We start from the raw sequence: 16,689 nt of genomic DNA, 5'->3' as shown, positions 1-16,689 counted from the left end.
AGGGTTTCCGCTATTTTTCCTCTCTGCCGATGGCATTGATCGCGTTTCGGGGGCTCACGCAGAGCTTGTCCAGTCCCAGTTCCTTTTCTCCTATGGCAAGGGCCAGGCCCATAAGCTGGGTGTAATAGAAGATGGGGATGTTGTGTCTTGCTCCGGTGGCGGAGTTGATCTGGCTCTGACGCAGGTCAAGGTTCATCTGGCAGAGCGGGCAGGCGGTAACCAGCGCGTCTATGCCGAGTCCCTCGGCTGCATCCAGCAGTTTTCCGGAGAGCTTCATTACCACGTCCTTGCGCGGGATGCCGAAGGATGCTCCGCAGCACTCGACCTTGAGGGGAAAAGGCAGCACCGTCGCTCCCATGGCGGTCATTATGTTGTCCATGGCCATGGGGTGTTCCGGATCATCGAAGTTCATCACTTCCGGGGGTCTGTTCATGATGCAGCCGTAGTAGGCGGCAACCTTGAGCCCCTTGAGCGGTTTGATTGTCTTTTTCTTTATTGCATCGAGTCCGAGGTCTTCAACCATTACCTGCAGGACGGACTTGGTGGTCACGCCGCCGTTGTACGGCTTGTCCAGCAGTTTGTTGACCTTTTCGCGCATGGAATCTTTCTGCATGCGGTGTTCGGCCGTTTTCAGGTTGGTCAGGCAGCTCGGGCACGGCGTGATTGCAGTGTCCAGATTCATGCTTTCCACCAACTGAAGGTTGCGGGCGGAAAGTGCGCTGGAGAGTGCATGGTCCACAGTATGGGCCGGAGTGGAACCGCAACAGCTCCAGTCCGGGATCTCGGCAAGTTCAATGCCGAGTTCGGCACAGACCGCGCGGGTGGACATGTCATATTCCATGGATGTCCCGGTGCCGGAGCATCCGGGATAGTATGCTACTTTCAAGGAATCACTCATTTGCGGGACTCCTCTTTGAACCGTTTGAATATTTTGGCAATTTCTTCCTTGCCCTGGATCTGATGAGGTTTGAAGTGCATCTTGCCCTTGGGCAGGATCTTCGGTCCCAGATCAAGGTCTGTCCAGAATCTTCCGGTCTTGGCAACATAAGCAGCCAGAAGACCTACTTCAAACACACGACCGTTGTTTTCAACTGAATCGAGAAAGCTGTCCCAGAACGTCTTGACCGTGGGCACGGGAGCATATCCTTCCCGGCGGGCCATGTGGCGCAGAACATCCATTATGTGCGCAACATCAATGTTGTTCGGGCATCTGGTTGTGCAGGATTCGCAGGTGGCACAGAGCCAGAGGGATTTGCATTTCAATACAGTTTCCTTCTGCCCGGCCTGAACGAGACGCATGATCCTGCTGACCGGGATGTCGTACGCAAATGTGTACGGACATCCGGCGGTACAGTTTCCGCACTGATAACACAGCGCAAGATTCTGTCCGCTCTCTTCTTCAACCTGCTTTACAAAATCGGCGTCATAAGACTTCGTAATGTTAACTATTCCCATAAGTGAGTAGCCGCCTTACCGCTTTTAAAGCCCAGTGGAGCGGGCTTTTGTGTCTAGATTTGGCTTAAAGATTATACAGAGGATGGATTCTTAAGATGCCGTATACTGCCAGAAGAAGCTGCCTGACCGCAAGTAGTATTACGCGATAATCTCTGTTGTTGCCGGAGGTTATCTTTGCTTTCGATGTAAGTGCTCGTTTTTATTTGATGTTGGATTTATTTCATTTTAAGCATAATTTGTGAAAAAAATAACGTGCAGTGTCTTGGTTGATCTTTCAGTCAATTTTTTCTCTTTATGATGTTGCGCAGTTATTTGTTGTATATTGTCGGGTGTGTATAGTTATCTGAGTTTTCGGTATGCAGTTAAATGGTATCATGCCAGGTTTGAACATTAAGAAGCATAGCCGCAAGTACGGTTGGCAGCAGGAAAATATACTTCACATCTCAGAATAAAAGGCGTAGGTCTTGATAAATATGGGGGAACAGAAGCCTTGTTTGCATGTGAGCCGGGAAAGCCGCATTTGTGCAGCTTCACTGCAATAGCAGGTTGTTTTCTGTATGATCTTTACATTCATCAACGGGGTTATATCTTATGCGAGGAAGATTGCCTGCCGTCCGGATCGGGGTTTTTCTGGCGGCGTTTATCGTTATGGGCTGCTTTGCATCGGAATATGGTATTTCCGATTCCGCAACGTATGTTGGATCTGGAAAATGCAAAGAATGTCATGAACAGGAGTACAACAACTACCATAAGTTCTCGAAAAAAGCGCATTCCAGCAAGAGTGTTAAGATTATGGCTTCGGACCTTGATCCTGACGAACTCAAGGAATGCTACGGATGCCACGCAACAGGATACGGCAAACCCGGCGGATTTGTTTCCTTTGAAGAAACACCGGAACTTGCCGATGCCGGGTGCGAGGTCTGTCACGGTCCGGGCTCTCTCCATGCAGAGGATGGCGATCCGGAATTCATAAAAAAGGATCTGTCCATAAAGGACTGTGAAACCTGCCACAATGCTGAAAGGGTAGAGAATTTCAACTTCAAGCCGCTGATTTTCGGCGGAGCCCATTAGGAGGGAAGTATGAAATTCATCAGAGATTCCCTCGGCAACAAGGTAATGGTCCTTACCACTCTCCTTACTGCTACCGTTTTCATTCTTCTTTTTCTGGGTAATTCTTTCTGGCAGCGATCTTCCATGATGGAGGAAATCGAAAAAACAGCTCTTCGTTATGCGGAGATGCTTCAGCTCGCCATACGCGAACCCATGGCCAAGGGGGATAACAGCGGAACAACTGAAAAGTTTGCCTCGGTTGCCACTAATTATAATGATGTTGAAATTTATCTGACCAATTTCAAAGGTAATATCACCTATTCCACGGAGACCGGAGAAATTCGTTCTGACCTTGTAAAAAAATTCAATAATCAGGAGATAGTCTCTCTTTTCGTTGAAAGCCTTCAGGCACCGATTAAAAGGGGAATGCTGACTTCATTGGATGGCAAGGACGTTTTTGTGGAAGTAGAAAGCATTAAGAACGAAAGGCGTTGCCATCACTGTCATGGAAGCAGGCAGCCGATACTGGGTTCAATGCTGATGGTTCAGGATGTCTCGGCGCAGTTCGCTTCTCTGCATATGTCCCAGTATAAGGGAGCCATGCTTTCCTTCGCAGGGCTTGTCGCCTTGCTGGGAGCGTTGCTTTTCTTCATGCGCAGATCAATTGTCAGCCGGATAAAGATCATTTCAGATGCCACGGACGAGTTTGTTTCTGGAAACCTGGATGCCTGTTTTGAGGTGAACAGTTCGGATGAACTCGGTTCTCTGGGGCATCATCTGGCCGGAATGGCCACGCAGATCAAGGACCAGCTTGTTTACAACAAGGGGGTCCTGGGCGGAATTACCGTGCCCATGTGCGTGGTTGACAGGGATCAGAGAATTAATTTTGCCAATACTCCGCTGCTGGACATTCTAGCCAAAACAGAAGAAGAGGTCCTCAATTCATTTGTGGGTGATTATTTCACCAGAAACAATGATCCGCTCACCGCAGAAGCTATTGCTTCCGGGGAATGTCCGGAAGGGCTGCTCCGTTATAAAAGGGCTGACGGAGTGGAATTCCCATTGCGTTATCAGGTCTGTCCGCTGCTCAATGCAGAGAGGGAAACTGTCGGCGCCATTGCGGTGATGGTTGATCTTACCGAAGAGGAAGCCGGACGTTTGCACATAGAGCAGCAGCAGGAAGCTTTGCTTGAGGTTGCCAACGAGGTTACCGAGGTGTCCAGGCATCTGCTGAATTCTTCCGAGGACTTGTCTCTTCAGATGAACGAGTTGACTTCAGGAGTTGATACCACTGCAATGCAGACCGGGCAGGTTGCAACAGCCATGGAGCAGATGAATGCCACGGTTCTGGAGGTTGCCAGGAACACTGGTGAAACCGCGGAGGCTTCCGACAGAGCCAACAAGGTGGCCCGTGACGGCGGCGTGGTTGTTTCCGATACTGTAAGTGAAATCTACAAAGTTACTGAAATAACGGATAAACTATCTGATATGCTCGCAGACCTGTCGAGCAGGGCTGAGAACATCGGCGCGGTTATGTCTGTAATTAATGATATTGCCGACCAGACAAATCTGCTGGCCCTGAATGCTGCCATTGAGGCCGCAAGAGCAGGCGAAGCAGGCAGGGGATTTGCCGTTGTCGCCGATGAAGTCCGCAAGCTGGCCGAAAAGACCATGAGCGCTACAAATGAGGTTGAAAGCGCCATAGGCCTGATCCAGCAGGGCACAAGTGATGTTGTAAAAGAAATGTCCGGAGTGCGCGGACGTGTTGAGAAAACAGTGCAGATGGCCGAGGGAGCCGGAACGGTCCTTTCTGAAATCGTAACCGAATCCGACAAGATAGCGGATATGGTTCGGGCCATAGCCACCGCCGCGGAACAGCAGTCGGCAACAAGTGACGAGGTCAACAACAGCGTCACGGAAATCAACGGACTGTCTCAGTCCCTGTCGTCAGGCATTCAGAATGCCAATGGCGGCATTCAGGATGTGGCGGAAATGGCCAGAAAGCTGAGCAATCTTGTGGAAAGGTTTAAATAACCACTTCTTGGAGATACGAAGAATTCCCTGTCGCTGAATCGGCAGGGAATTCTTTTTGTCCATTGTGATGTAATAAAAAAAATGGCCGCCCTAATGGACGGCCATTTTCGTTTGGTCGAATAGATGCCGATCTAGCTGATAATGATGCTGCGGCGGCAGAATTCCACTGCTTCCTTCCGTACATCACGTCCGGCAGGCCAGTAGAGCTGCATTCTGGTCAGGCCGAAAATGATGGTCATGACGACTGTTGCGTTGTCTTCGATGTTTATATCCTTGATTTCGCCCTTTTCCACTCCGATACGGATGCAGTCTTCAAGAATGAGTTCAAGGTTCTTCAGGAAAACAGCCATAAGCCGTTTGGAGGAATCAAGCAGCCCGTATGTCGAGAGCATGATCTTCATATCTATTTCATTCTTCTCGAAGAAGTCGAAATATTCATTCATAATGTCTTCAAGTGAACATTCCTTTACATCCAGTTTTTTGCGTATCGCCTCAATGTAATACGAAAATTGTTCTTCGAGGGCATTGAGAATATGCATGAGGATGTCTTCCTTGCTTTCAAAATGCCTGTAGATAGTTCCTTCTGAAATGTTGGCAGCCTTGGCCAGATTGGCCGTTGTGGCTTTGTGGAAACCCACCTCTGAGATCATTTCCTTGGCTGTTGCGAGGATGATATCCTTGGTCTTCATGCTGCGGTCTCCCTTAGACGCATTTGTTCGCCGGTTGTCGGTCTTGTTAATGGAAATATCATAATCAAAAAATGAGAATATGTAACACTTTTTTTGAACGGCAATCCCTATTGAACGGTAACACCTACCTCATGGTTGTAACAAGGTCAACTCAATGCATTTGACAAAACCTGATACAAATCTTATTTTAGATAGACAAAATCTATGAGGAGGAAAAAATGGTTGAATTAACCGATGCTGCATTAAAACAGCTTGAAAACTATTTTGCAGATAAAGACAGAACCCCTATCCGCGTATATCTGGCTACCGGCGGTTGAGCCGGCCCCCGGCTGGCATTGGCTCTGGATGAGCCAAAAGGTACTGACGATACGCTTGATGTTGAAGGGTTTACCTTTCTGATCGATAAGGATCTCAACGAGCAGGGCAGCCCTTTCCGGGTTGACTTAAGCTATACCGGATTCGTCATTGATTCCAGAATGGAACTTGGCGGCGGAGGGGAATGCGGTTCCTGCTCCGGCAGCTGCGGCTGATAAATCCGGTCCTGTGGTCTCTTTTAGAATTAAAAGCAGTAATACAGGCATAATACTATATGATAGGCATATGAGCTTAACGGAAACCGGCTGATCCGGTCTGTGAGATAACATAAAGCCGAATCAAAAAGTAACGGGCTGCCCCTGTATGGGACAGCCCGTTTTTTTACGATCGGTATCCGCTTTCATATCAAATAGGAGCCGACGGATAAAATCTGCTGTTGCAGCGCCTAACTTTTCCAGTCGTCCATGAAATCTTCCGGTCCAACAACCTTGTAACCTCTTTCCCGGATGCTCGCGATGATCGGGGTAGGGTCTTCCGTGGCTACGCGGACAACAACCACCCGCCTGTTGCGGTGGTTGAAAACGCAGGTGCTGATGATGCTGTATTTCATGTTGGAGATGATTCCGGCAACTTCGTAGATAATCCCTGTCCGTTCCTCCACATCAATGACAATACGGCTGCCACCCTGCTTGAGTCCCATTTCCTCAACCAGAACTTCGAGCATTTTGTTGCGGTTGATGTAGCCAATAAGCTTCTTGTTTTCATCCACAACGGCAATGCCGGACAGGTTCATTTCAAACATGAGGTCCGCTGCGGCCTCAATCTCTGTTTCCGGCGGGATGGTGGTGATGTTTTTGTGCACGACTTCGCGAACAGTGACCTTGCTGATCAGATAGTTCAGTTCATGCTTGTCAAGAGAGTTGATAACCGACGGCAACGCTGCGCGGACATCTTCCTTGGTAACGTAACCGATAAGTTCGTCACCATCCTTGACCAGAAGCATCCACAACTGATTGTCTTCCAGAATTTTGTCCGCTTCCCTCACCGGAGTGTCGGGCGTAACGGTGACAAAGTCCTTGAGCATTTTCAGTCCCACATACATCTGCGTGTCCTCCAGAGTCCGGAATATCCGGTGAATATATGATTGTCTGTCTCCGGTAGTGGAGATCGGCTGGCTGAAACAGGATTGGTTCCTGTTCCGGAGTGTTTACTGGAAACGGCACATGGATAAAACACAATCTTCACATACTCAAGCTTTAATATTCCCGCAAGGCCGTCCACTCTTGCGTTCAGTTGTTCAGCGTATTTTGTCGTTTGTCTATTGTATTTTTGGAACATGTTGTTTTTAAAGGTAAAAATTTGATTGCAAATTTATCTCCCAAAGGTTCCGGAATTATGCGCTGCTGCACCTTGCCCCTGATAATTTTTTGGGTTAGTCCAGATTTTATGCATGAAATGTCAATTGCGCAAAGTATCTTTGCAATAATTCAAGAGGAAATGGAGAAGCAGCCGGATTCCACGCTGAAGAAAATCAATGTGGGAAACGGAGCCCTTGCCGGAGTGGTGTCTGATGCACTTACTTTCGGCTGGGAAGCTGTAACCATCGGAACAAAGTTTGAAGGTTCAGTTCTTGAAGTAAGGGAAATTCCGATAAAGGTCCGATGCGGCGGCTGCGGGGAGGAGTTTACGCCTGAAGACAAGCTGTACATGGCCTGTCCTAAGTGCGGCTTGGAAATAGGCCACGAGGTACTGCAGGGAAAGGAACTGCAGATCGAGAGCATCGAGGTTGATTGAGATTCCCGGAAATCTGAACTTTTTTAGCCTTAGTTAAGGATTGTTTAAAAGGAGACGGAAATGGGCGAGATTCCCGTAGTAAGAAATATTCTGGAAGCAAATGATAGAATTGCTGAAGAGCTCAAACAGTTTTTCAAGGAAAAAAACATACTGTGCCTGAACCTGATGAGTTCTCCGGGGTCCGGCAAAACCAGTCTGCTGGAAAAGACCCTTGCCGATCTCAAGGATGAATTCAAGATGGCCGTAATCGAGGGTGATCTTCAGACCGACAACGATGCCCGCCGGGTTGCGGCTACAGGTGCTCAGGCCGTTCAGATAAATACCGAGGGCGGCTGCCATCTCAATTCCAGCCAGGTCAAGGAAGCTCTTTCCCTGCTGGACCTTGAAGGGCTGGACATCCTGTTTGTTGAAAACGTGGGTAATCTGGTCTGCCCGGCAGAATTCAATGTCGGTGAAGATCACAAGATAACCCTGCTCACGGTTACTGAAGGTGATGACAAACCTGAAAAGTATCCCCTCATGTTTCATATTTCATCCGTAATGATCCTGAACAAGATCGACCTGCTGCCGTATGTTGATTTCGACCTTGAAAAGGCCAAAAACCATGCTCGCAAGCTTAACGCCGATATAGAGCTTTTCCCCATGTCCTGCCGTACTCGCGAAGGACTTGAAGACTGGTACGCCTGGTTGCGTAAAGCCCGCTCCGAAAAAGCGTAACTTCTTGTCTGACATTGAATAAATACTCCCGGAAGGCTCAGGCCCGTCCGAACTGAAACAGTGTTCTCGGGCGGGTTCGCGCCTTCCGGGGGTTCGAATCCCCAGCAGGGCCCGCAGGGCCTCCGGAGACATGCGCCAGATGAAATTCCCCAGCAACCTGCCCTGTTCCGCTGTGCTGGACTCCCTTGCCGATGGAGTCTTCACGGTTGATCTGGACTGGAACATTACATTCTTCAATGAAGCGGCGAGCCGCATAACCGGCGTGCCGGCGGAAGAAGCAGTTGGTTCCAAGTGCTGGGACGTATTTCATTCCAGTCTTTGCGATGGGGAGTGTGCATTGCGTTCCTGCATGAACGGGTGCGGGCGCATCAGCAACAAATCCATATTTTTCATTCATGCCGATGGCCGCAAGGTCCCTATCTCGATAAGTGCTTCTCCGCTTGTGGATGCTGCCGGCAATCAGCTTGGCGGGGTCGAGAGTTTTCGCGATCTGACTGATATCCAGATAATTCGCAGGGAAGTTGAGGATTCGTGGCGTTTTGAGGATATCATCGGCAAGAGCAGGCCGCTGGCCAAGGTTTTTTCCATTCTGCCGCAGGTGAGCAGGAGTGAGGCCACGGTGCTGCTTCTCGGTGAGTCCGGTACCGGGAAGGAGCTTTTCGCCCGCGCAATACATAATCTCAGCGATCGCCGGAACGGTCCGTTTGTGGCCGTAAACTGCGGAGCACTGCCGGACAACCTGCTGGAGTCGGAACTTTTCGGCTACAAGGAAGGGGCCTTTACCGATGCCAGAAAAGACAAGGCCGGCCGCTTTGAACTTGCTGCCGGAGGGACCATCTTTCTTGATGAGATAGGGGACATGCCCGCGAACCTGCAGGTAAAACTTTTGAGGGTTCTCCAGGAAAAGTCGTTTGAACCGTTGGGCGCTGTTGCCAGCGTAAAAGCGGATGTAAGGGTGGTCGCCGCTACCAACAGGAATCTTGCCGAACTGGTGGAGCAGGGAACATTCCGTCAGGACCTGTTTTACCGGCTTAACGTGGTTACCCTGACACTCCCTCCGCTAAAGGATCGAGTTGAGGATATACCTCTTCTCATCAATCATTTCATAAGCAGGCTTAATGCCCTGCAGGGAAAGGATATTGACGGTGTTTCCGAAGATACCCTGCAGATTCTCATGCGCCACCCTTTTCCCGGCAATGTGCGTGAGCTTGAGAACATTCTTGAATTCGCCTTCATCCTGTGTCCGAGCGGATTTATCCAGGTAGAGCATCTGCCCGAATATCTGCAGCCCCAATCAAGGGAATCCCTTCCTTCCGCCGATATGCCCCTGACCATGGAGGAGATAAAATGCCTCGCGGTCCGGCGCGCTCTGGAAAGAAACAATCAGAAAAAAATGGCTACCTGCCGTGAACTTGGAATATCCAAGGATACTCTCCGGCGCATAGTTTCCCGCTGTGATGAAATGGGCGTATAATTCGCCTTTTTGTTTCTTTCTCGACTTGTTTTAATCCCATTCTGCTGTATCTTAAAATTCATCTTTGCTTTAATTTATTAAAATTATTGATTAAAATTGAGCAGGCACAAAGAATGCTTTTAGTCAGAGCATGAGAGGAAACGAAGAAAGCAATCATAATTCAAAGCTGCTTTGTTTGGCCTGTTATGAAAACAGGCTGGCCTCGGTGTTTGATAATGCTTCGGAACTAAAACTGTTCCGGGTGACAGACAATGAAATTTGCCCCGCAGGTTACCTATCCCTTCCCTCAAAAGACCCAAAGGACAGGACATCCGCCATTATGACCTGCGGGGCAACGTTTTTAATATGCGGCGCTATCTGCGGCTGCACAGTCAATGAACTGGAGCGGACCGGCGTCCGAGTCATTCCCTGGATACGGGGAATGGTTGATGAAATTCTTGAAGCTTACAGGCAGAACTGTCTGGAAAATTACATCATGCCCGGATGCGGCGGAAGGGTCGGCATGCCGGGCCGGTGCAGACAGGGCGGCCGTGGTTTCAAAAATCAGAGGTCCGGGCAGGGAGCAGGCCGCTTGGCGGGACCATCCCTCAGCAACGGACAAGGGAGAGATTAATATGAAAGTAGCTATCAGCTGTCAGGGCAAGGACCTGAACGGTGAAGTGGATCCCCGCTTCGGACGGGCCAAGGGTTTTCTTATCTGCGATACTGAAAACGACGGCTTCGAATTTGTGGATAATATTCAGAACCTGAATGCCGCCCAGGGGGCCGGAATCCAGTCCGCCCAGAATGTGGCCGCGACGGGTGCCAAGGCCGTAATTACCGGGCATGTAGGTCCGAAGGCATTTATGGCTCTGGACAAAGGCAAAATCTCTGTGCACCTCATTGAAAGCGGAACTGTTGCAGAGGCTCTGGCCTCCTTCAAGGCAGGCAAGCTTGAATCGGCCAGTGAAGCTGACAAGGACGGGCACTGGTAGAATCTTTTACATCCGGTTCAGTCCTGCCTTTTCTCCTCTCCTTTGTGTGCAGGCACGACTGGACAATTCCTGTTGGTTGTTCAGGCATTGACAAGATTCTTATGAATCTTAGATTAACCTGAATGTTTCAGTGAGGCGGGTCCTGGGGGCCCGCCTAATTTGCACTTAAATGAAACCCTCTCGTTTGTCCGAGGGGCAGGAGATTTATAGATGAGTGATCATGCTTGCGGAAGCTGCTCCGCTTCCGGTTCCGGGTGTTCCTCGCAGGGTTGCAGCCCTGAGGACATGAAACTGAAGAAGGCTCTTTCCAGAATAAAACACAAGATTGTTGTTATTTCCGGTAAGGGCGGGGTGGGTAAAAGCACTGTTGCCACCAATATTGCGGTGGCTCTTTCTCTTGCCGGCAAGCAGGTAGGGCTGCTTGATGTGGACGTACACGGTCCAAGCGTCCCCAGATTGCTCAGTCTGGAAAACGAAAAGCCGCATATCGGCCATGAAGTTATCGAACCCATTTCCTGGTCCAGCAATCTCTGGGTCATGTCTCTCGGATTTATGCTGCCCAGCAAGGATGATCCGGTCATCTGGCGCGGTCCCGTTAAAATCGGGCTGATCAAACAGTTCGTGCAGGATGTTGCCTGGAACGATCTCGATTTTCTGGTTGTAGACTGCCCTCCGGGAACCGGTGACGAACCTCTGTCTGCACTGCAGACCCTCGGCACTGACGCCCAGGCTGTTATCGTAACCACCCCGCAGGGTCTTGCGGTGGACGATGTGCGCCGCTCCGTAAATTTCTGCAAGCAGGTAGGCAACCCGGTGCTTGGACTCATTGAAAACATGAGCGGATTTGTCTGCCCGGACTGCGGAAGCGTTCACAATATATTCAATACCGGCGGCGGTGAAGAACTGGCAAAGGAAACCGGCGTGAAATTCCTCGGCCGCATCCCGCTTGACCCGGAAGTAGGCCGTTCCGGGGATGAAGGCTACCCCATCATCAGGGTGGATCATGAAAGCCCCACCGGCCAGGCCCTGAACAAAATTATCAAACCCATGTTGAACCTGACGGATACGCTTCAGGAGGATAATGATATGCCTAAAGTTGATGATCTCGAAAGCAAAAACGGTATGCTCAGAATTGCTGTTCCCGTTGCTGCGGGTAAACTCTGCATGCACTTCGGGCACTGCGAACAGTTCGCACTGGTTGATGTCGATGTTGCCACCAAGGGAATTGTCGCCACAACCATGGAAACTCCTCCGCCCCACGAACCCGGTGTTCTGCCCAAATGGATCGCTGAACGCGGCGTAAGCCTCGTTCTCGCCGGCGGTATGGGCTCCAGAGCACAGTCCCTGTTCACCGACGAAGGGGTCAAGGTTGTTGTCGGTTCTCCGGCCGAAGCTCCGGAAACCGTGGTGGCCAGCTACCTTGCCGGAACTCTTCAGACCGGATCAAATACCTGCGATCACTAATATTGCCTATATGTAAACCTACCTTTACATAGCCTCGATTGACGAAACCGCCCGCAGAGACATCTGTGGGCGGTTTTGTCTTTAAGGTCCCGGAGGGCCTTCGGATACTATTTTGCAGGGATTATGCACTCAACCTGTGCGCGACCATCTTTGATGGTGGAAATGATGACTTCCTTGTCCGGGTCGCCATTGTTGTTGTAATCGATGTTTCCGGTAACTCCGTGGAAGGGCGGCATATCCACCATGGCCTGGTGGATTGCTGCAGGCTTAATGGAACCGGCCGTTTTCACAGCTTCAAAGAGGCTGCCGAAGGCGTCGCAGGTCAGGGCTTCAAGTTCCGTAGGGTCTGCCCCGGTCTTTTTCTTGAAATCTTTTTCGAACTGCGAATTACCTTCGATGGGCAACCCTTTGGTCCAGTGGTCCGTGTAGTAGCTGTTTGCAAAAATTCTGTTGCGGTCCAGATCAACCGGGTCCCATGAATCGCCGCCAAGCAGCGTGCCTTTGAAGCCTAACTTGCGGGCCTGTGCAGCCTGAAGCTGCACCTTTTTGGTGTTCCCCGGCAGGAAAAGAATTTTTGCACCCGAGTTAATTATGCTGCGCAGTTGTCTGGCGTACTCCCGCGCTCCCTCGGCATAACTTTCATGCGCGACGACTTTACCGCCGTCCTTTTCGTAGCTTGATTTGAAATATTCGGTCAGTTCCGTGCTGTAGGTGCTGCCGGAAGAAAAGAGAATACCTACCGAGCCGGACTCAAGATATTTGTGGACAAATTTGGCCAGAGCCCTGCCCTGGGCTTTGTTCGTGTAGCAGACCCTGAATGAATAGGGCATGGAAGTCAGCCTGGTTGTTCCTGCCACAGGGGTGATGAAAGGTATTTTGTGCGTTTCGCAGACATCAGCCACGGCAAGGGCCACATCGCTGGAGGTGGCTCCTACAATGGCTGAAACATGTTCCTGTTCTATCATTCTGGTTGCCGCTTTTGCCGCAGTCTGCGCATCAGCCCCGCTGTCAGCCGGGTAAAGCTTTACGGAAAAAGTTTTTCCGTCAGCGGCAATCCCGCCGGCATTGTTGATTTTGTCAGTCATATAGCGGGCCGCAGTCATAACGTAATTACCCTTACGGAACAGTTCCCCGCTGGTGACCGCCACAACTCCGACCTTCAGTTCCTGCTTCGCGGAAGCTCCATTTCCGGAACATCCTAAGGCGAATACTGCCAGAATCATCAGGAACAGTGCTGCTGTCTTTATGGATCCGCTCATTTGCAACCTTTACTGATTTATCAGGATCGATGTCAAAGGGCGTTTCCGCAGTGGAAACGCCCTTGAAAGAATCAGATACCTGCCATGCAGTCGTACAATTCTTCGCTGACCTCGATGCGGACTATGCCGTCCTCGATGTAAACCCTGATGTTGTTTTCGGGGATGAGAGCCATGTCCATGGCTACTTCCATCCATTTATCTCTGAGTTCCGCTGGATCAACATCCTTGAGCGGATGACTCTCTGCAACTTTCCAAGCCATTTCAATCTCTCCCGGTTATATTTTTCCCCGGACGGTCCCGGCATTTCCGGAGCCGTTCCGTACACGTCAAAAAAAGGATCAGATCTTATCCCGATCATCCTCCCCCGGACAGTCTTATCTACTTTTTGAACACCCGCGGGTTCATTCCCAGCAGGCAGAAAGCTTCGTAAGTAATGGTTCCCCACCAGCCTGCCAGATCGTCCGGGCTGATGGTTCCTTCGCCTTCGCCTCCCAGCAGGTAGGCCTTGCCTCCGAAGCGGACATCGGGAATGTCCGTTACGTCCACGATGCACAACTGCATGCAGACCCTTCCGAGTATGGGGGCGCGTCTGCCGTTTATGCAGACTTCCCCTGTGTTGGAAAGATGTCTGCTGTATCCGTCTGCGTAGCCTGCGCAGACAATGGCAACGGTCATGTCCCGCTCGGCGACATAGGTGCAGCCGTAGCTTATGGCCTGTCCCTTCTTGAGTTCACGCACGGCCGCAATTCTGGTGCTGACCTGCATGGCGGGTTTAAGCCCGTCTCCGAGCGAACTCCATTTGGTGTCTTTCAGCGGGTTGGCGCCGTACAGGGCAATGCCGCCCCTCTGGGCCGTAAAATGGAGCTTGTCGTGGACGAGAATTCCTGCGGAGTTGGCCAGCGAGGCTTCCACATCATATCCGGATTCGGACAGGGTCTTGAGTATGTGCGAAAATCTCGCAAACTGTCCATCCATGTAGTTTTCGTAAGCCGGATCATCGGATGTTGCAAGGTGGGAGCTGGCCAGCACCGGTTCTATGGCCGGGTTTTCCTTGAGCCAGCCGATCAGTTTATCCAGCTCATCCGTTGAGAAGCCGAGTCTGGACATTCCTGTTTCGAATTTCAGGCAGATTTTGATTTTCCCGTCATGTTTCCCGGCAATTCCGGCCAGCATTTCCAACTGCTCGAATTCGCCGATAAAAGGGATTATTTCAAACATGGCGGCGTTGGTGCAGTCCGTTTCGTTCAAAGGGCCGAGCAGGGAAATGATGCGCTTGTCGCAGCCGCTTTTGCGCAGGGTGATCCCTTCGCCGATGGTGCCGACCGCGAAGGTGGTTGCTCCTTCTGCTTCAAGGGCGCGGGAGACCTCAACCAGTCCGTGTCCGTATGCATCGGCCTTGATTACACCGTAGACATTTGATCCTTTTTCGCAAAGGATTCTGTAGTTGTTGCGGATAGCCTGCAGATCAATTTCCACTTCAAGTGTGTTGTATTCGATAGTCATGATGATTTACCGTTCGATATTGAAAGATTACTTGCGTTTGAACAATTTTTCCATTTCCGGAGCCGACCAGCTGACCAGGATGGGTCTGCCGTGGGGGCAGTATTCGCGCTGAGGGCATCTGACCCATGTCTCCAGAAGAGAAAGGGCTTCATCTACCGCAAGGGGTTGATTGGCCTTTATTGCGGATTTGCATGAAAGCATGATCCAGAGATCTTCAAGAGTCCGGGCCTGGCCGTCCAGCGCGGCCCTTAGATACTCTCTTGCCTCGCCGGTTTCAAGTCCCGGAGGAATTCCGCGCATGCAGAGGTTCTGCCCGCCTTCAAGCTCCATTATGAACCCTGCTGCCTGCAGGTCGTCCCACATTTCCTGCGCTCTGCGGGCTTCTCCCGGATGCAGTGCCAGTTCCACGGGAATGGCCAGCAGCCGTGAATCGCCGCGTGTACGCAGGCTGCGCATGTTTTCATAGATGACCCGCTCGTGGGCTGCGTGCTGATCCAGCAATCCCAATGAGCCGTTGGGGAGCTTGAGAACAAGGTAGGTATTCGAAACCTGTCCGAGATATTCGATGGCCGAGCCGGGGACCATAAGCGGACCGTGCGAAGCCTCGCGATGTTCACGTATAGGTGAATCCGGGCGTTCCTCGGCATGGTAGTCCGGGTAATCTTCCCGAACCGTTCCCTGATCCGGCTTTTGGTCCGGACTGACCGGTTCCGTGAAATCCGTTGTCGGCAGGTGGGCCGCAGTAAAAGTTTTTTTCGGCTCGTTATCCTCCGTTGCGGAGAAATCTGTGTTCTTGAATTCTGTCCAGCTGGAAAATTTGGCAGCGGGTTCAACGGGCAGCGGACTTATTTCCTGCCGTGGTGATTTTTCCCGTATCCGGGCGGGCTGAACAATGGGACCGGATGCCGTGCTTTGCGGCCCCTCCACTATGCCCAGTTCATAGCGGGAGAGCGCCTGTGCTATCCCGTTGCGGATCACACCGAAGACCCTGCTTTCCTCCTGAAAGCGCACTTCCATCTTGGCCGGGTGGACGTTTACGTCCACCATGTGCGGGTCGACCGTAAGGAAAAGCACCGCCTGCGGATATTCCCGGGAAATGAGCCTGCCTTTGTAAGCACCTCTGATCGCGCTAAGGAGCAGTTTGTCCTGAACGGCCCGGCCGTTTACATACATTACGATGCGGTCCCCTCGTGCCTGAGCCAGACCTGGAATCCCGGCACATCCGCTGACTTTCATTTCTCCTGAGTCATAGGAAAAATCGAGCATGGATTCGCAGATGTTGCGAGGCCAGAATACCGCAAGGCGTTCCTGCAGACTCTGACCTGCCGGTAGACGGAATTGTTCCTTGCCGTTGGATACAAGTGAGAATCCGGTATCCAGATTGGCGAGGCTGATTCTGAAAAGGGACTGGTAGCAGCGGCGCGCCTCTGTGGATTCGGTCTTAAGAAATTTGAGCCTGGCCGGAACGCTGAAAAAAAGGTCACGGACTTCAACGGATGTGCCGCCCGGAATTGCAGCCGGGCCTTCATCAAGAACCTGTCCGCCTTCAACCAGAATGAAGCTCCCCTCGGGGCTGCCTTTTCTGCGGGAGGACATTTTGAATCTGGACACCGAAGCAATGCTGGGCAGCGCTTCGCCTCGGAAACCGAAGCTGGATATGGCGGAAAGGTCCTCCACGCTGGTAATCTTGCTTGTGGCATGGCGGGTTACCGCTAGGCTCAGTTCATCCGCTTCTATGCCGGTGCCGTTGTCCTGCACGGTTATGAGTCCCTGACCCCCGCGTTCGATGATGACGTCCACCTGAGTGCTTCCGGCATCAATGGAGTTTTCCACCAGTTCCTTGACTACGCTCGAAGGACGTTCCACCACCTCTCCGGCTGCAATCTGATTGCGCAGGGCCGGGGGCAGGACCTGTATCTTGCGATTATTCATTTTTTACGAGTTGATATGTCGTTTATCGG

General features: G+C 51.2%; 16 protein-coding genes. 8 read left to right on the top strand and 8 right to left on the bottom strand.

The genetic code is table 11. The features are described 5' to 3' along the window. Positions 1 to 10 precede the first annotated feature (10 nt). Positions 11 to 898, bottom strand: a complete 888-nt coding sequence (locus ACKU4E_RS10315) for a CoB--CoM heterodisulfide reductase iron-sulfur subunit B family protein (RefSeq protein ID WP_320170990.1) — start codon at positions 896 to 898, stop codon at positions 11 to 13. After that, positions 895 to 1,455: a 4Fe-4S dicluster domain-containing protein gene (locus ACKU4E_RS10310; protein ID WP_320170989.1), complete on the bottom strand. Its 561-nt coding sequence runs from the start codon at positions 1,453 to 1,455 to the stop codon at positions 895 to 897. The genes ACKU4E_RS10315 and ACKU4E_RS10310 overlap by 4 nt, the downstream gene beginning before the upstream one ends. A gap of 591 nt (positions 1,456 to 2,046) precedes the next feature. Here ACKU4E_RS10310 and ACKU4E_RS10305 point away from each other — a divergent pair. Beyond that, positions 2,047 to 2,526 carry a cytochrome c family protein gene (locus ACKU4E_RS10305; protein WP_407944111.1) on the top strand — a complete coding sequence of 160 codons (480 nt, stop codon included), beginning with the start codon at positions 2,047 to 2,049 and terminating at the stop codon, positions 2,524 to 2,526. A 9-nt stretch (positions 2,527 to 2,535) separates the two neighbouring features. Further along, entirely contained in the window at positions 2,536 to 4,539 is a 2,004-nt protein-coding gene (locus ACKU4E_RS10300; protein WP_320170988.1) for a methyl-accepting chemotaxis protein, read from the top strand. A 131-nt stretch (positions 4,540 to 4,670) separates the two neighbouring features. On the opposite strand, the gene ACKU4E_RS10295 is transcribed toward ACKU4E_RS10300, so the two are convergent. Next, on the bottom strand, positions 4,671 to 5,228 hold the full coding sequence (locus tag ACKU4E_RS10295; protein WP_320170987.1) for a TetR/AcrR family transcriptional regulator: 558 nt from the start codon (positions 5,226 to 5,228) through the stop codon (positions 4,671 to 4,673). 218 nt (positions 5,229 to 5,446) lie between these two features. On the opposite strand from ACKU4E_RS10295, the gene ACKU4E_RS10290 reads away from it, so the two are divergent. After that, positions 5,447 to 5,758: an IscA/HesB family protein gene (locus ACKU4E_RS10290; RefSeq protein WP_320170986.1), complete on the top strand. Its 312-nt coding sequence runs from the start codon at positions 5,447 to 5,449 to the stop codon at positions 5,756 to 5,758. Between the two features lie 230 nt (positions 5,759 to 5,988). Here the strand turns inward: ACKU4E_RS10290 and ACKU4E_RS10285 are convergent, their stop codons facing one another. Further along, a complete protein-coding gene (locus ACKU4E_RS10285; RefSeq protein WP_320170985.1) occupies positions 5,989 to 6,645 on the bottom strand; it encodes a CBS domain-containing protein in 657 nt (218 codons plus the stop codon). 293 nt (positions 6,646 to 6,938) lie between these two features. Here ACKU4E_RS10285 and ACKU4E_RS10280 point away from each other — a divergent pair, with 293 nt between their 5' ends. The 5 genes from ACKU4E_RS10280 (at position 6,939) to ACKU4E_RS10260 (ending at position 11,966) form a co-directional block, all read left to right on the top strand. Further along, the gene (locus ACKU4E_RS10280) at positions 6,939 to 7,337 is read left to right on the top strand and encodes a hydrogenase maturation nickel metallochaperone HypA (RefSeq protein ID WP_407944128.1); all 399 of its coding nucleotides are present in this window, start codon (positions 6,939 to 6,941) and stop codon (positions 7,335 to 7,337) included. 60 nt (positions 7,338 to 7,397) lie between these two features. Continuing rightward, the gene (gene hypB / locus ACKU4E_RS10275) at positions 7,398 to 8,054 is read left to right on the top strand and encodes a hydrogenase nickel incorporation protein HypB (protein ID WP_320170984.1); all 657 of its coding nucleotides are present in this window, start codon (positions 7,398 to 7,400) and stop codon (positions 8,052 to 8,054) included. Positions 8,055 to 8,193: 139 nt separating this feature from the next. Further along, positions 8,194 to 9,528 (top strand): sigma 54-interacting transcriptional regulator, encoded by a 1,335-nt coding sequence (locus ACKU4E_RS10270; protein WP_320170983.1) that lies wholly within the window; start codon positions 8,194 to 8,196, stop codon positions 9,526 to 9,528. Between the two features lie 428 nt (positions 9,529 to 9,956). Further along, positions 9,957 to 10,502, top strand: a complete 546-nt coding sequence (locus ACKU4E_RS10265; protein ID WP_320170982.1) for a NifB/NifX family molybdenum-iron cluster-binding protein — start codon at positions 9,957 to 9,959, stop codon at positions 10,500 to 10,502. Positions 10,503 to 10,712: 210 nt separating this feature from the next. Then, a complete protein-coding gene (locus ACKU4E_RS10260) occupies positions 10,713 to 11,966 on the top strand; it encodes an iron-sulfur cluster carrier protein MrpORP (RefSeq protein WP_320170981.1) in 1,254 nt (417 codons plus the stop codon). A 107-nt stretch (positions 11,967 to 12,073) separates the two neighbouring features. Here the strand turns inward: ACKU4E_RS10260 and ACKU4E_RS10255 are convergent, their stop codons facing one another. From ACKU4E_RS10255 to mutL, 4 genes are all read right to left on the bottom strand, one after another. After that, complete coding sequence (locus ACKU4E_RS10255) at positions 12,074 to 13,225, bottom strand: ABC transporter substrate-binding protein (RefSeq protein WP_320170980.1); 1,152 nt, start codon at positions 13,223 to 13,225, stop codon at positions 12,074 to 12,076. Positions 13,226 to 13,296: 71 nt separating this feature from the next. Beyond that, a complete protein-coding gene (locus ACKU4E_RS10250; protein WP_320170979.1) occupies positions 13,297 to 13,485 on the bottom strand; it encodes a hypothetical protein in 189 nt (62 codons plus the stop codon). Positions 13,486 to 13,603: 118 nt separating this feature from the next. Beyond that, positions 13,604 to 14,728 carry an alanine racemase gene (alr, locus tag ACKU4E_RS10245; RefSeq protein ID WP_320170978.1) on the bottom strand — a complete coding sequence of 375 codons (1,125 nt, stop codon included), beginning with the start codon at positions 14,726 to 14,728 and terminating at the stop codon, positions 13,604 to 13,606. 27 nt (positions 14,729 to 14,755) lie between these two features. Beyond that, positions 14,756 to 16,660 carry a DNA mismatch repair endonuclease MutL gene (gene mutL, locus ACKU4E_RS10240; RefSeq protein ID WP_320170977.1) on the bottom strand — a complete coding sequence of 635 codons (1,905 nt, stop codon included), beginning with the start codon at positions 16,658 to 16,660 and terminating at the stop codon, positions 14,756 to 14,758. Positions 16,661 to 16,689 lie beyond the last annotated feature (29 nt).

This window comes from Maridesulfovibrio sp., assembly GCF_963677005.1.
Classification (GTDB): Bacteria; Desulfobacterota; Desulfovibrionia; order Desulfovibrionales; family Desulfovibrionaceae; genus Maridesulfovibrio.
This window is presented reverse-complemented; position numbering and strand designations above follow the sequence as displayed.